Origin of the sequence: Pluralibacter sp., from assembly GCF_019237635.1 — a bacterium.
Classification (GTDB): Bacteria; Pseudomonadota; Gammaproteobacteria; order Enterobacterales; family Enterobacteriaceae; genus Enterobacter_B.
In genome coordinates this window covers 1-13,708 of record NZ_JAFAGS010000078.1, presented here as the reverse complement: position 1 = coordinate 13,708, position 13,708 = coordinate 1, and the positions used below count along the sequence as shown (strand labels likewise).

Annotated in this window: 15 protein-coding genes and 3 pseudogenes; 15 read left to right on the top strand and 3 right to left on the bottom strand. The window is 56.4% G+C overall.

What is annotated here, in order from left to right; translation table 11 throughout:
• Positions 1 to 493 precede the first annotated feature (493 nt).
• The 9 genes from arcA (at position 494) to ridA (ending at position 7,915) form a co-directional block, all read left to right on the top strand.
• The gene (gene arcA, locus JO226_RS09370; RefSeq protein ID WP_293548055.1) at positions 494 to 1,714 is read left to right on the top strand and encodes an arginine deiminase; all 1,221 of its coding nucleotides are present in this window, start codon (positions 494 to 496) and stop codon (positions 1,712 to 1,714) included.
• An 11-nt stretch (positions 1,715 to 1,725) separates the two neighbouring features.
• The gene (gene arcC / locus JO226_RS09365) at positions 1,726 to 2,634 is read left to right on the top strand and encodes a carbamate kinase (protein WP_293548052.1); all 909 of its coding nucleotides are present in this window, start codon (positions 1,726 to 1,728) and stop codon (positions 2,632 to 2,634) included.
• Between the two features lie 36 nt (positions 2,635 to 2,670).
• Entirely contained in the window at positions 2,671 to 3,675 is a 1,005-nt protein-coding gene (gene argF, locus JO226_RS09360) for an ornithine carbamoyltransferase (RefSeq protein WP_293548049.1), read from the top strand.
• A 65-nt stretch (positions 3,676 to 3,740) separates the two neighbouring features.
• Complete coding sequence (gene arcD / locus JO226_RS09355) at positions 3,741 to 5,210, top strand: arginine-ornithine antiporter (protein ID WP_293548047.1); 1,470 nt, start codon at positions 3,741 to 3,743, stop codon at positions 5,208 to 5,210.
• A 114-nt stretch (positions 5,211 to 5,324) separates the two neighbouring features.
• Positions 5,325 to 5,804, top strand: a complete 480-nt coding sequence (locus JO226_RS09350; RefSeq protein WP_293548111.1) for an ArgR family transcriptional regulator — start codon at positions 5,325 to 5,327, stop codon at positions 5,802 to 5,804.
• Between the two features lie 99 nt (positions 5,805 to 5,903).
• On the top strand, positions 5,904 to 6,041 hold the full coding sequence (pyrL, locus tag JO226_RS09345) for a pyr operon leader peptide (RefSeq protein WP_293548044.1): 138 nt from the start codon (positions 5,904 to 5,906) through the stop codon (positions 6,039 to 6,041).
• A 2-nt stretch (positions 6,042 to 6,043) separates the two neighbouring features.
• On the top strand, positions 6,044 to 6,979 hold the full coding sequence (gene pyrB, locus JO226_RS09340) for an aspartate carbamoyltransferase (protein WP_293548041.1): 936 nt from the start codon (positions 6,044 to 6,046) through the stop codon (positions 6,977 to 6,979).
• Positions 6,980 to 6,991: 12 nt separating this feature from the next.
• Positions 6,992 to 7,453: an aspartate carbamoyltransferase regulatory subunit gene (pyrI, locus tag JO226_RS09335; RefSeq protein WP_293548039.1), complete on the top strand. Its 462-nt coding sequence runs from the start codon at positions 6,992 to 6,994 to the stop codon at positions 7,451 to 7,453.
• A 75-nt stretch (positions 7,454 to 7,528) separates the two neighbouring features.
• Positions 7,529 to 7,915, top strand: a complete 387-nt coding sequence (gene ridA, locus JO226_RS09330) for a 2-iminobutanoate/2-iminopropanoate deaminase (RefSeq protein WP_293548038.1) — start codon at positions 7,529 to 7,531, stop codon at positions 7,913 to 7,915.
• A gap of 41 nt (positions 7,916 to 7,956) precedes the next feature.
• Here the strand turns inward: ridA and mgtA are convergent, their stop codons facing one another.
• Together mgtA and mgtL are read right to left on the bottom strand one after the other, a co-directional pair.
• The gene (gene mgtA, locus JO226_RS09325; protein WP_293548035.1) at positions 7,957 to 10,665 is read right to left on the bottom strand and encodes a magnesium-translocating P-type ATPase; all 2,709 of its coding nucleotides are present in this window, start codon (positions 10,663 to 10,665) and stop codon (positions 7,957 to 7,959) included.
• A 150-nt stretch (positions 10,666 to 10,815) separates the two neighbouring features.
• Complete coding sequence (gene mgtL, locus JO226_RS23315; protein WP_367273550.1) at positions 10,816 to 10,869, bottom strand: mgtA regulatory leader peptide MgtL; 54 nt, start codon at positions 10,867 to 10,869, stop codon at positions 10,816 to 10,818.
• A 185-nt stretch (positions 10,870 to 11,054) separates the two neighbouring features.
• Here mgtL and treR point away from each other — a divergent pair, with 185 nt between their 5' ends.
• From treR to JO226_RS09295, 6 genes and pseudogenes are all read left to right on the top strand, one after another.
• The gene (gene treR / locus JO226_RS09320; RefSeq protein ID WP_293548032.1) at positions 11,055 to 12,002 is read left to right on the top strand and encodes a trehalose operon repressor TreR; all 948 of its coding nucleotides are present in this window, start codon (positions 11,055 to 11,057) and stop codon (positions 12,000 to 12,002) included.
• A gap of 198 nt (positions 12,003 to 12,200) precedes the next feature.
• Entirely contained in the window at positions 12,201 to 12,365 is a 165-nt protein-coding gene (locus JO226_RS09315) for a hypothetical protein (RefSeq protein WP_293548030.1), read from the top strand.
• 120 nt (positions 12,366 to 12,485) lie between these two features.
• Positions 12,486 to 13,004 carry a DUF2778 domain-containing protein gene (locus JO226_RS09310; protein ID WP_293548028.1) on the top strand — a complete coding sequence of 173 codons (519 nt, stop codon included), beginning with the start codon at positions 12,486 to 12,488 and terminating at the stop codon, positions 13,002 to 13,004.
• A complete protein-coding gene (locus JO226_RS09305) occupies positions 12,982 to 13,251 on the top strand; it encodes a hypothetical protein (RefSeq protein WP_293548026.1) in 270 nt (89 codons plus the stop codon). Before JO226_RS09310 ends, JO226_RS09305 begins: the two co-directional genes overlap by 23 nt.
• 1 nt (position 13,252) lies before the next feature.
• Positions 13,253 to 13,333, top strand: a pseudogene (locus tag JO226_RS09300) (type VI secretion system tube protein Hcp); the annotation flags it as partial.
• A pseudogene (locus tag JO226_RS09295) lies at positions 13,325 to 13,486 on the top strand (transposase); the annotation flags it as partial. The pseudogenes JO226_RS09300 and JO226_RS09295, both read left to right, overlap by 9 nt.
• A gap of 11 nt (positions 13,487 to 13,497) precedes the next feature.
• Here JO226_RS09295 and JO226_RS09290 read toward each other — a convergent pair.
• A pseudogene (locus tag JO226_RS09290) lies at positions 13,498 to 13,593 on the bottom strand (type VI secretion system tube protein Hcp); the annotation flags it as partial.
• Between the last annotated feature and the right edge of the window lie 115 nt (positions 13,594 to 13,708).

Sequence of the window (13,708 nt, the reverse complement as noted above, 5' to 3'; positions counted from 1 at the left end):
CTCCATTACCACGCCACGCCTCATAACTCACTGATTCCATATCGCTTATGCAAAATCCCGGTGTAGCCTCACAGTTTTCCGATCGCTGAATTTCACGTTTTAATCCAATAATTATCCTAAGAATTTGCTTACTCTCAAAATAAATAAATCGCCACTCTGCATAACCATGCAGACACAAAAAATTACATCATATAAATCAATATATTACGATAAAATAAATAATTAATGATCACCACAAAATATTAACAAAAGGGAATAACATCCGGCATTAATGCGTATAAATTCATTCCCAATTACGTATTAAATTAATATTCTCTGACCTTGCTCATACAAATTAAAGTTGGTTTTTAAATCCTGATTTCTCGTGACTTCCCTCACATTATCCATGGGTAAAAGACTCGACTATTGCATTCGAAATTGATTGATCACCACGACTACGAATGATTATTCGCAGCCACCCGTTTTATTCTGAAAAAACGTTAAGGGAATAATTATGGATAAGCATTATGTCGGTTCTGAAATCGGCCAATTACGTAGCGTAATGCTGCACCGCCCGAATTTAAGCTTAAAAAGACTGACGCCTTCAAATTGCCAGGATCTGCTCTTTGACGACGTGCTTTCGGTCGAACGCGCGGGTGAGGAGCACGACGTTTTCGCGAACACGCTACGCCAGCAGGGCATTGAGGTATTGCTGTTAACCGATCTGTTGACCGAAACGCTGGACATCGCGGATGCCAAGGGATGGCTGCTGGATACTCAGGTCTCCGACTACCGTCTGGGGCCCACCTTCGCCTCCGACGTACGCGCCTGGCTTGCCGACCTTTCCCACCGTGAACTGGCGCGTCATTTAACCGGCGGCGTCACCTACGGTGAAATCCCGGCCTCGATTAAAAATATGGTTGTCGATACCCATGACGTGAATGACTTTATTATGAAGCCATTGCCCAACCATTTATTTACTCGTGATACCTCCTGCTGGATTTATAACGGCGTGTCGATTAACCCAATGGCTAAACCCGCCCGTCAACGTGAAACAAATAACCTGCGGGCAGTCTATCGCTGGCACCCTAAATTCGCCGATGGCGAATTCATTAAATATTTCGGCGACGACAATATTAATTATGACCACGCCACTCTGGAAGGCGGCGACGTGCTGGTCATTGGCCGCGGCGCGGTATTAATCGGCATGTCGGAACGCACCACGCCGCAGGGAGTGGAATTCCTCGCCACCTCGCTATTCAAAAACCACCAGGCCGAACGGGTGATCGCCATTGAGCTGCCGAAGCACCGCTCCTGCATGCACCTCGACACCGTTATGACCCACATCGATATCGACATCTTCTCGGTCTACCCGGAGGTCGTACGTCAGGACGCCCAGTGCTGGACGCTGACCCCAGACGGCCGCGGCGGCATCAAGCGCACCCAGGAAAGCACCCTGCTGCACGCCATTGAGAAAGCGCTGGGCATCGATCAGGTTCGCCTCATCACTACCGGCGGCGACGCCTTTGAAGCCGAACGCGAGCAGTGGAACGACGCCAACAACGTGCTGACGCTGCGCCCCGGCGTGGTGGTGGGCTACGAGCGCAATATCTGGACCAACGAGAAGTATGACAAAGCCGGGATCACCGTGCTGCCCATTCCGGGCGATGAACTGGGACGCGGACGCGGCGGCGCGCGCTGCATGAGCTGCCCGCTGGAACGCGATGGAATTTAAGGATGATGACCATGACCAAACCCACTCTGGTTGTCGCCCTGGGCGGCAACGCGCTGCTCAAGCGCGGCGAACCGCTGGAAGCGGAGATCCAGCGCAAAAACATCGAACTGGCGGCCAAAACCATCGCCGGGCTCACCGAACAGTGGCGCGTGGTGCTGGTGCACGGCAACGGGCCGCAGGTCGGCCTGCTGGCGCTGCAAAACAGCGCCTATGAAAAAGTGACGCCCTACCCGCTCGACATCCTCGGCGCCGAAAGCCAGGGAATGATCGGCTACATGCTGCAGCAGGCGCTGAAAAACCACCTGCCGCAGCGCGAGGTCAGCGTGCTGCTGACCCAAGTCGAGGTCTGCCCGTCCGACCCGGCCTTCCAGCACCCGACCAAATACATCGGCCCGGTCTACGAACAGGCGCAGGCCGAGGCGCTGAGCGCGGAAAAAGGCTGGACCTTTAAAGCCGATGGCCTGTGGTTCCGCCGCGTGGTGCCCTCGCCGCAACCCCAGCGCATCGTCGAGCGTGATGCGATAAGCGCGCTGATCGCCCGCGATCACCTGGTGATTTGCAACGGCGGCGGCGGGGTGCCGGTCGTCGAGAAGGCCGACGGCTACCACGGCATTGAGGCGGTGATCGACAAGGATCTCTCCGCAGCGTTGCTGGCCCAACAGATAGAGGCCGATGCGCTGCTGATCCTCACCGATGCCGACGCCGTCTACCTCGACTGGGGCACGCCATCGCAGCGCCCGCTGGCGCAGATAAGCCCGGAACAGCTCAACGGCATGCAGTTCGACGCAGGGTCAATGGGGCCGAAAGTCGCCGCCTGCAGCCGCTTCGTCGAACGCTGCAACGGTATCGCCGGTATCGGCGCGCTGGCCGATGGCGCCGCCATCCTGGCGGGCGACAAAGGAACGCTGATTCGCCAGTAGTTTTTCCCCATATTCTCTTTTGAAAAGGATTTACCCATGACTATCAACCTGAAAAACCGCAACTTCCTGAAGCTGCTCGACTACACCCCAGCGGAAATCCAGTACCTGATCGATCTGGCGATTGAGCTGAAGGCCGCCAAACAGGCCGGGCGGGAAAAACAGACCCTCAAGGGCAAAAACATCGCCCTGATCTTCGAAAAAACCTCCACCCGCACCCGCTGCGCCTTTGAAGTCGGCGCATTTGACCAGGGCGCGCAGGTGACCTATCTCGGCCCAAGCGGTTCGCAGATTGGGCACAAGGAGTCAATGAAGGACACCGCCCGCGTGCTTGGCCGCATGTATGACGGCATCGAGTATCGCGGTTATGGCCAGCAGATTGTCGAGGAGCTGGGCCAATACGCGGGCGTACCGGTGTGGAACGGGCTGACCGACGAATTCCACCCGACGCAAATTCTGGCCGACCTGATGACCATGCTGGAACATGCGCCGGGCAAAACCCTGCCGCAGCTCCGCTTCGCCTACCTCGGCGATGCCCGCAACAACATGGGCAACTCGCTGATGGTCGGTGCCGCCAAAATGGGCATGGATATCCGCCTCGTGGCACCGAAAGCCTTCTGGCCGGATGACGCGCTGGTGAAACAGTGCCTGGCCATCGGCGAAGAGACCGGAGCGCGTATCCTGCTCACCGACAGCGTTGAAGAGGGCGTGCACGGCGTGGACTTCCTCTACACCGACGTCTGGGTGTCGATGGGCGAACCCAAAGACGCCTGGGCCGAACGCGTCAGTCTGATGACGCCGTATCAGATCAACCAGCGCGTCATCGACGCCACCGGCAATCCGAACGTCAAGTTCATGCACTGCCTCCCGGCCTTCCATAACGCAGACACCACCGTCGGGCGCGAAATTGAAGCCGCTTACGGCCTGAAAGGGCTGGAAGTGACCGAAGAGGTGTTCGAGTCGGCGCACTCCATTGTCTTCGACGAAGCGGAAAACCGGATGCACACCATTAAGGCCGTCATGGTGGCGACCCTCGGCGACTAACCCCGGAGCAAGGCGCGGCCCCGGCTGCGCCTTCCTTCTGATCCAGTGAGGACAGGAGAACAATCATGGCGGATGTAACCCACGGCAATGCGGATGCCGCAGCCGAAAGCAGTGAAAAAAAACTCGGGCTTAGCGCGCTGGTGGCGCTGGTGGTCGGCTCAATGATCGGCGGCGGGGTATTCAGCCTGCCGCAAAACTTTGCCTCAGTCGCCTCGCCCGGCGCGCTGATCGTCGGCTGGGTGATTACCGGCATCGGCATGCTGTGCCTGGCCTTTATCTACCAGAATCTCAGCGCCCGCTGCCCGGAACTGGACGGCGGGATCTACAGCTACGCCCGCGCCGGATTTGGCGACTTCATCGGTTTTCAGTCCGCGTGGGGGTACTGGTTCTCCGCGTGGCTTGGCAACGTTTCGTATGCGGTGCTGCTGTTCAGCGCCATCAGCTTTTTTATGCCGGTGTTTGGCGACGGCAATAACCTGGCGTCAATCATCGGCGCGTCAGTGGTGCTGTGGCTGGTGCATACCCTGGTGCTGCGCGGCGTGCGCGAAGCGGCATGGATCAACACCATCCTGACCATTATTAAGGTGCTGGTGCTGATCATCTTCATCATCGCGGTGCTGATCGCCTTTCGCCTTGGCGTGCTGAGCGCCGACTTCTGGGGACGGATGATGCAGGTGGACGGCAGCCATCCAGACCTGTTCAACCAGGTGAAAAGCACCATGCTGGTCACCACCTGGGTGTTCATCGGCATTGAGGGGGCCACCGTGGTATCGGCGCGTGCGGCAAAACGCAGCGATATCGGTAAAGCCACGGTCACCGGGCTGCTGGGGGCGTTGGCTATCTATGTGCTGGTCAGCGTGCTGTCGATGGGCATTCTCGACCAGGCCTCTCTGGCCGGGCTGAAAAACCCGTCGATGGCGGGCGTACTGGAAAGCGTGGTCGGCCCGTGGGGGGCGAAGTTTGTCGCTGGCGGCGTGGTGCTGTCGGTGGCTGGCGCGCTGCTCGCCTGGACGCTGTTCGCCGCCGAGCTGCCGAAAGTCGCCGCTCAGGACGGCGTTTTCCCGGAAATCTTCGCCCGGGAGAATGCGCGCAACTCGCCGTCAGTGGCGCTGTGGATCACCAACGGGCTGGTGCAAGTCTTTTTACTGCTGACGCTGTTTTACTCCGCCGGCTACCAGGCGCTGTTCTCCATCGCCACCGCCGCCATTCTGCCGCCCTACCTGTTCAGCGCCGCCTACGGCCTGAAGCTGGTGTGGACGAAGGAGCGCTATCGGGACGGCGAAAGCCGCACCAAAGATCTTATCGTTGCGCTTATCGCCACGGTGTATGGCTTCTGGCTGTGCTATGCCGCAGGCAGTTCGATGCTGCTAAGCTCGCTGCTGTTTGTTCCCGGCGCGGTGGTTTACATCGCCAAAAAACGACTAAACCAGCAGCGCTGCTTTAATCGTATTGAGTGGGTGGTGCTGATAGCCCTCGCGGCGGTCGCCCTCTACACGATAATACTGCTTTCGCAGGGCGCAATTTCTTTGACCTGACGCGCAACACGCCTCTTCGGAGGCGTTTTGTTGCTGATTCCTTAATTACCAATAAAATCAGTCAGTAAGATGATTGATAGTCTGACCCACTGTTTATCAATCAGGAACGACATGATGAAAATTGACCTTTCCACTTCGGAAAAAGAACAACTCCAGCTCGCGGTTTGCCAGCGTCTGATCAACGAGCGCAGCTATCTGTCTCAGGAGGAGATCCGTCTCGATCTCCGGCGCCACGGTTTTGACAGCATCAGCCAGTCCACTGTATCGCGGCTGCTGAAACTGCTCGGCGTCATAAAAATTAGAAATGCCAAAGGACAAAAAATTTATTCCGTGAATCCTCAGTTGCGCCCGGCCCCCAGCGCCGCGCGATCGATCTCAGAAATGGTGGTCAGCGTCGAGCATAACGACGAATTTATCCTTATCCATACGGCAGCAGGATACGGGCGCGCGGTCGCGCGTATTCTGGACTATCACGCCCTGCCGGAAATTCTCGGCGTGGTGGCGGCCAGCAATATTGTCTGGGTCGCGCCGCGCAACGTGAAGCGTACCGCGCTTATCCACAAGCAAATTAATTATTTACTTATGATGCATTAATATGCAGATATAACCGTTTACCATTGCTAAGGTGTGCATTAATCGCTTGATCCGAACATTGAGCTGCGTATAATGCCCCACAATTTGCCGGGAGGAAGCATGGTCCAGTGTGTACGACATTCTGTCTTACCGCGTCTGAAAAAAGACGCCAGCCAGCCGTTTTTCTTTCCGTTGCTAACCCCATTCTCAAAGCCCCTTTTTAAGGGGCTTTTTTTTTGCCCAGGCGTCAGGAGATAGACATGGCTAATCCGCTTTATCAAAAACATATCATTTCCATAAACGATCTCAGCCGCGAAGACCTTGAACTGGTGCTGGCGACAGCCGCTAAGCTGAAAGCCCACCCGCAGCCGGAGCTGCTCAAGCATAAGGTCATTGCCAGCTGCTTCTTTGAAGCCTCTACCCGCACCCGTCTGTCGTTTGAAACCTCCATGCACCGCCTTGGCGCGAGCGTGGTGGGCTTCTCCGACAGCGCCAACACCTCGCTGGGCAAAAAAGGCGAAACGCTGGCGGACACCATTTCGGTCATCAGCACCTATGTCGATGCCATCGTGATGCGCCACCCGCAGGAAGGGGCCGCTCGTCTGGCGACTGAGTTCTCCGGCAGCATTCCGGTTCTGAACGCCGGGGACGGCGCGAACCAGCACCCCACGCAGACGCTGCTGGATCTGTTCACCATCCAGGAAACCCAGGGGCGTCTGGAAAACCTGAACGTGGCGATGGTCGGCGACCTGAAGTATGGCCGCACCGTTCACTCCCTGACCCAGGCGCTGGCCAAGTTCAACGGCAACCGCTTCTACTTTATCGCCCCGGACGCGCTGGCGATGCCGCAGTACATCCTCGACATGCTGGATGAAAAAGGGATTGCGTGGAGCCTGCACGGCGCCATTGAGGAAGTGATGGAAGAGGTGGACATTCTGTACATGACCCGCGTACAGAAAGAGCGCCTCGACCCGTCGGAATACGCCAACGTCAAAGCCCAGTTCGTCCTGCGCGCGGTTGATCTGGAAGGCGCCCGCGCCAACATGAAGGTGCTGCACCCGCTGCCGCGCATTGATGAGATCACGACCGATGTCGATAAAACGCCGCACGCCTGGTACTTCCAGCAGGCCGGTAACGGCATCTTCGCCCGCCAGGCGTTACTGGCACTGGTTTTGAACAGCGACCTGGCACTGTAAGGGGAAAAGACAATGACACACGATAACAAACTTCAGGTAGAAGCCATCAAACGCGGCACCGTCATCGACCACATTCCGGCGCAGGTCGGCTTTAAGCTGCTGACGCTGTTCAAACTGACCGAAACCGACCAGCGCATCACCATCGGCCTCAACCTGCCGTCCGGCGAGATGGGCCGTAAGGACCTGATTAAAATCGAGAACACCTTCCTGACCGACGAGCAGGTCAACCAGCTGGCGATGTACGCGCCGCAGGCGACAGTCAACCGCATCGACGACTACGAAGTGGTGGGTAAATCGCGTCCGAACCTGCCTGAGCGCATCAACAGCGTGCTGGTGTGCCCGAACAGCAACTGCATCAGTCATGCTGAACCGGTATCCTCCAGTTTTGCAGTGAAAAAACGCGAGAATGACATCGCGCTCAAATGCAAATACTGCGAGAAAGAGTTTTCTCATTATGTGGTGCTGGCCAACTAATTGAGGTTGGTAATGAATTCCCGGCTCCCTATAATGGCCGGGAACATTCTTATTTGCTGAACTTCAGGAGAAAACATGTCAAAAGTACTCGCGACGGAAAATGCACCAGCAGCTATCGGCCCATACGTTCAGGGCGTTGATCTCGGCAGTATGGTCATCACTTCCGGTCAGATCCCGGTAAACCCACAGACCGGCGTCGTGCCGGAAGACGTTGCCGCTCAGGCGCGCCAGTCGCTGGAAAACGTAAAAGCGATCGTGGAATCCGCGGGTCTGAAAGTGGGCGATATCGTGAAAACCACCGTTTTCGTTAAAGATCTGAACGACTTCGCGACCGTTAACGCCACCTACGAAGCGTTCTTCACCGAACACAAGGCCACCTTCCCGGCGCGTTCCTGCGTTGAAGTGGCGCGCCTGCCGAAAGATGTGAAGATTGAGATTGAAGCGATCGCGGTTCGTCGCTGATTTCACGGCCCTCTCCCGAAAAGGGAGAGGGCGATAAAAATCTATTGCCAGCCGTAGCGGCGGCTGTAGAAGCCTTTCACCGTCTGGGTCAGGATCATATAACCCGCCAGAATCAGCACCAGCCACGGGAAGTAGCTCAGCGGCAGTGCCTGCAGCGACAGATAGCTCGCCAGCGGGGAAAATGGCAGCAGCAGACCCACCACCATCACCACCAGCGTCATGGCGAACAGCGGCCAGGCAGCCCGGCTTTGCAGGAACGGGATCCGGCGCGTACGGATCATATGCACGATCAGCGTCTGCGACAGCAGCCCTTCAATAAACCAGCCGGACTGGAACAGCGTCTGCACGTCCGGTGAGTTGGCATGGAACACCCACCACATCAGGCAGAAGGTCAGAATGTCGAAAATCGAGCTGATCGGGCCGAAGAACACCATAAAGCGCCCGAGATCCGCCGGGTTCCAGCGCTGCGGTTTTTGGATCTGTTCGTCATCGACGTTATCGAACGGGATCGCCACCTGGGATACATCGTACAGCAGGTTCTGAATCAACAGGTGCAACGGCAGCATCGGCAGGAACGGCAGAAAGGCGCTCGCCACCAGCACGCTGAAAACGTTACCGAAGTTCGAACTGGCGGTCATTTTGATGTACTTCAGCATGTTGGCGAAGGTACGGCGGCCTTCGATAACCCCCTGCTCCAGCACCATCAGGCTCTTTTCCAGCAGAATGATATCGGCGGCTTCGCGGGCGATATCGACCGCACCGTCCACAGAGATGCCGATGTCGGCGGCACGCAGCGCCGGGGCGTCGTTAATGCCATCGCCCATAAAGCCGACCACGTGGCCTTCGCGTTTGAGCAGGGTGACGATGCGCTCTTTATGCATCGGCGTCAGGCGTGCAAACAGGGTGGTGCTTTTCGCCAGCGTCGCCAGTGCGTCATCGCTCAGCTCGTCGATACTGCTGCCCACCACCACATCGCCGGCGTCGAGCCCCACCTCGTGGCACACTTTCGCCGCCACCAGCTCGCTGTCGCCGGTCAGGATTTTCACGGTGATGCCGCTGGCCTTCAGTGCTTTCAGCGCTGGCGCGGTCGTCTCTTTCGGCGGATCGAGGAACGCGATATACCCTTCGAGGATAAGATCCGACTCATCGGCGCGCTGGTAGTCCCCTTCGCGCCCCGGCAGGTATTTGGTGGCAACCGCCACCACGCGCAGCCCCTGACGGTTCAGGTTATCGGTGACGCGCTTGATGCGGCGCAGCATGGTGTCGTCCAGCGGCACGATATCGCCATTGAAGCGCACCTGCGTCGACACGTTGAGGATCTCCTGCAGCGCGCCCTTGCAGATCAACTGATGCACATCGCCCTGCTCGGCCACCACCACCGACATCCGGCGACGTTCGAAATCAAAGGGGATCTCATCGATTTTCAGCCAGCGCCCGGACAGCGCCCGGGCGGACTCTTCATCGACGCCTTCCAGCACTGCGGTATCCAGCAGGTTTTTCAGCCCGGTCTGATAGTGGCTGTTCAGCCAGGCGCTGTGCAGCACGCGCTCGCTGGTGCGACCGGACACATCGGTGTGGTTTTCCAGCACGATCTTGTCCTGGGTCAGGGTGCCGGTTTTGTCGGTGCAGAGGATATCCATGGCGCCAAAGTTCTGAATAGCGTCGAGGTGTTTGACGATAACCTTTTGTTTTGACAGCTTCACCGCCCCGCGCGCCAGCGTGGAGGTGACGATCATCGGTAGCATTTCCGGGGTCAGCCCCACAGCGACAGAGAGCGCGAACAGCGCCGCCTCCCACCAGTCGCCCTTGGTATAGCCGTTGATGATAAGCACCACCGGCGCCATCACCAGCATAAAGCGGATCAGCAGCATGCTGACGCGGCTGATGCCTTTCTGGAAGGCGTTCGGCTCGCTGTCCTGCTCGCTGACGCGCCCGGCCAGTTGACCAAACCAGGTGTTGCCGCCAATGGCGAAGACAATCGCCTGCGCCGAGCCGCTCACCACGGTGGTGCCCATAAAGCACAGGGTATCGCTTTCCAGCGGGTTGTTCTGCTGCGGGTCGCGGCTGCGGGCCACTTTCTCCACCGGCAGAGATTCGCCGGTCAACGACGCCTGCGCAACGAACAGATCGCGGGCCTGGAAGACGCGCAGATCCGCCGGGATCATATCGCCTGCGGAGAGTTTGACGATATCGCCCTGCACCAGTTGATCGATAGGGATCTCCAGCCAGCGGCTTTCCCCCTGCTCATTGATGACGCGCAGCACCGTCGCGGTGTTGCTGACCATCGCCTTCAGGGCATCCGCCGCCTTCGTGGAGCGCGCTTCCTGAACGAAGTTCAGCAGCGTGGAGATTGCCACCATCAGCGCAATCACCCCCGCGGCGAACAGGTCTTCCGTGGAGTAGGAAATGATCCCCAGCACCGTCAGCAGCAGGTTGAACGGGTTGCGATAGCAGCTCCAGAGGTGGACCCACCACGGCGACGGCTTCTGCGCCGGAATGATGTTTTCGCCGTGACGGGCGCGGTTTTCCTCGACATCTGCCGCGTTCAGCCCTTCAGGATGGCTGTTGAAGGCGCGCCAGATTTCGTTTTCATCCATCGCCGCGACGTCGAGACACTGCTTGCTGAGCGTGTCCGGGACAGGTGTGCTGGCAAGCACTTTTCTGTCCGGCATAGGGTCGCGCTGGACGAGGCGGCGTGGCAAATGGCGGCTCAGCTGGGCAAGCAGCTGCCGGGTCATATTTTTCAGCATAGGACATCCCTCCGTGCTCGCAAAAACGAGCACAGACTTCCCGACAGACGGCTTACGCGCTACCTGTCAGGTCATTATTGTAATTTGTGCAGGGACATCGACGACGTCACTGCCTCACGCAAAACCGGCAAGGCAGTGATAAAGGCTGGCTTACCGGGAAAAAGTTATGCTCCATCGATGATGGGGAGTGGGATCGGGATCCATAAAGCCTCCGGTAAGATAAATAAACGTCGGGCAGTATACGTAGATAACTGCACGGTACTTAAGCGATTATGGCGGTATTATGCGCCCACGCAACTAAACGGCACGTATACAAGATTTTGCCCATTGCGTTTTCGTTGAGTAGCATTAGGCTCGACAATTATTTTATGCAGATGACAGAGACCAGGATGCAAAACCGGCTGACCATTAAAGACATTGCGCGTTTAAGCGGCGTGGGAAAATCCACCGTCTCCCGCGTGCTGAATAACGAAAGCGGCGTCAGCGCCCACACCCGCGAGCGCGTGGAAGCGGTGATGAACCAGCACGGCTTCGCCCCGTCCCGCTCCGCCCGCGCCATGCGCGGCCAGAGCGATAAGGTGGTGGCGATTATCGTCACCCGTCTGGATTCGCTGTCGGAGAATCTCGCGGTGCAGACCATGCTGCCGGTGTTCTACGAGCAGGGCTATGACCCGATCATGATGGAAAGCCAGTTCTCGCCGGAGAAAGTGGCAGAGCATCTCGGTATGCTGCGCCGTCGCAACGTGGACGGTGTGGTGCTGTTCGGTTTTACCGGCATCACCGAAACGCTGCTGGCGTCGTGGCAGTCCACGCTGGTCATGTTGGCGCGCGACGCCGCCGGTTTCGCCTCGGTCTGTTATGACGATGAAGGGGCCATCCATATGCTGATGCAGCGCCTTTACGACCAGGGGCACCGGCATATCAGCTTCCTCGGCGTACCGCACAGCGACATCACCACCGGCAAGCGCCGACACGAAGCCTACCTGGCGTTTTGCAAAAAACACTCGCTGACCCCCGTCGCCGCGCTACCAGGCCTGGCGATGAAGCAGGGCTATGACGCCGTGGCCACTGTGACCGGCCCGGAGACGACCGCGCTGGTGTGCGCCACCGACACCCTCGCCCTCGGCGCCAGCAAATATTTGCAGGAGCAGCGGCTCGATGCCGTACAACTGGCGAGCGTCGGCAGCACCCCGCTGATGACGTTTCTGCACCCGGAAATCATCACCGTCGACCCCGGCTACGGCGAGGCAGGACACCAGGCCGCCCTGCAACTGATCGCCCAGATCAATGGTCGATCCGAGCTACAACAGATAGTGATCCCCGCGACCCTCGCCTGAGGCGGGGTTCCAGAACCCTCGTTTTCCAATTCTGGAACCTGCCTCGAAAAAATAAGCAGCGACCTGTGAAAAGTGACGAAGCTCCTTTTACCCCACTCTCACTCATCATAAATTATGCCCGTTGCAGGTCACCTGTAACCGGGCGTAGGAACCCGTATAAATGCACAAAGCGACAATTTTTATGTCGGGGCAGCACCAGTGTTTTTGAACAACATTACCCGCGCTCAGGGCCACGTGTCCGGGGAGTGCACCGGGCAGATCGCAACCGCCTGGAGTTATGTTGTCGCCAGCCTGGACATTCAGGCTATTCTGTCCAGTTCTACTGGCAACCCCGCTTGGATGCACCAGATCCCCCATGACTGAGCCGCACAAGCAGCCTTTTTGTTACACAAAATCAGAAATTTACCTCAATAAATCTTTCCTCATTCTAATTACAGAGGTGTACGATTAGCAGCCAATACCTATGTAAACTAAAGGGTTTCTATGGCTCTACAAGGAAAGTTGATATTGAACGGGGCAGATTATGCACCTTTCAACCTGTACGGCGTGGGTGTGTTCATGGCTCACTCTGGAAAAGGTATATACCGCAATAAAGGAGGCTGTGGAGCAGTGCCCAACGATGGCCCGTTGCCTCCTGGCAAATACTGGATAGTTGAACGTGGATCCGGTGGTTTGGGATCGTGGGCGAAGGCTAAAGCGCAAGACTTGTTTAATAAGGTTTACTATGGCACCGAGTTTGGGCGTGATGAGTGGTTTGCCTTGTATAAAGATGATTGGGGCATTGATGACGGTACTTGGATAAACAATGTTCACCGAGGATTATTCCGGCTTCACCCTGGCACTGTCTCAGAAGGTTGCATAACGATTGCTCATAACTCAGATTACGCAAAAATACGAAATGCATTAATGAACACCGTGCCTATTCAGGTTCCTTGTATGCGTTCTCTTATGGCTCGTGGTTGGGTTGAGGTGGTAGCCAATGACTCGAACACTTGCCCGTAAAATTGCCAAAGTAGCGTTTTACATTCTTTTGTCTTTGGTTGTTGGTCGCACACTCGGAAATCCTGAAACATGGATGAACCATGAACTAGCCAGCCGGATTGGTCATATGCTTTATGGCCCTGGTGAGGTTGGAGCCGACAACTTTTATGACCTTTATTTTTACATATCTGTAATCGTTGTTTTTTCAATAACAACAGTAATTTACCTCATAACTATGAAGTTAATACGAAAAATAAGGAGCAAATGAAATGCCAATCCCTCCGTACATGTGGCTAAAAGATGATGGCGGTGCAGATATTAAAGGGTCTGTAGACGTTCAGGATCGTGACGCCTACCGCAATCGCAATGTTGTTGAGCGGTGCTTCTGTCATCTGAAATAATACCGCTGCATTGCCACACGCTACGACAAAACGGCGAGGAATTATCTGGCAATGGTGAAACTGGGCTGCATCCGGCTCTTTTATCAACGGTTATGCAATTAAGGGACACAGTCTAATTCAATGGAACCTAAACGCAACGGTATTAAACAACTTCCAACAATCGGAGAGCTGTTTTCATCCTCAAGCCATAGGTGCGCTGGAGTAGACATATAATTTCCTTATATAATTTACAGAGTTAATCTGCGGGTATTTACCATTTCACGTAGCGACCAAAAATAACCATAATGAATATGAAGAAAACACCTATTGGCCATACGGGGCTAC

What these genes read in the sequence shown, in the direction of transcription:
- arcA (WP_293548055.1), top strand. Translation starts at nt 494, where the DNA reads ATGGATAAGCATTATGTCGGTTCTGAAATCGGCCAATTACGTAGCGTA.
- arcC (WP_293548052.1), top strand. Translation starts at nt 1,726, where the DNA reads ATGACCAAACCCACTCTGGTTGTCGCCCTGGGCGGCAACGCGCTGCTC.
- argF (WP_293548049.1), top strand. Translation starts at nt 2,671, where the DNA reads ATGACTATCAACCTGAAAAACCGCAACTTCCTGAAGCTGCTCGACTAC.
- arcD (WP_293548047.1), top strand. Translation starts at nt 3,741, where the DNA reads ATGGCGGATGTAACCCACGGCAATGCGGATGCCGCAGCCGAAAGCAGT.
- JO226_RS09350 (WP_293548111.1), top strand. Translation starts at nt 5,325, where the DNA reads ATGAAAATTGACCTTTCCACTTCGGAAAAAGAACAACTCCAGCTCGCG.
- pyrL (WP_293548044.1), top strand. Translation starts at nt 5,904, where the DNA reads ATGGTCCAGTGTGTACGACATTCTGTCTTACCGCGTCTGAAAAAAGAC.
- pyrB (WP_293548041.1), top strand. Translation starts at nt 6,044, where the DNA reads ATGGCTAATCCGCTTTATCAAAAACATATCATTTCCATAAACGATCTC.
- pyrI (WP_293548039.1), top strand. Translation starts at nt 6,992, where the DNA reads ATGACACACGATAACAAACTTCAGGTAGAAGCCATCAAACGCGGCACC.
- ridA (WP_293548038.1), top strand. Translation starts at nt 7,529, where the DNA reads ATGTCAAAAGTACTCGCGACGGAAAATGCACCAGCAGCTATCGGCCCA.
- mgtA (WP_293548035.1), bottom strand. Translation starts at nt 10,665, where the DNA reads ATGCTGAAAAATATGACCCGGCAGCTGCTTGCCCAGCTGAGCCGCCAT.
- treR (WP_293548032.1), top strand. Translation starts at nt 11,055, where the DNA reads ATGCAAAACCGGCTGACCATTAAAGACATTGCGCGTTTAAGCGGCGTG.
- JO226_RS09310 (WP_293548028.1), top strand. Translation starts at nt 12,486, where the DNA reads ATGGCTCTACAAGGAAAGTTGATATTGAACGGGGCAGATTATGCACCT.
- JO226_RS09305 (WP_293548026.1), top strand. Translation starts at nt 12,982, where the DNA reads ATGACTCGAACACTTGCCCGTAAAATTGCCAAAGTAGCGTTTTACATT.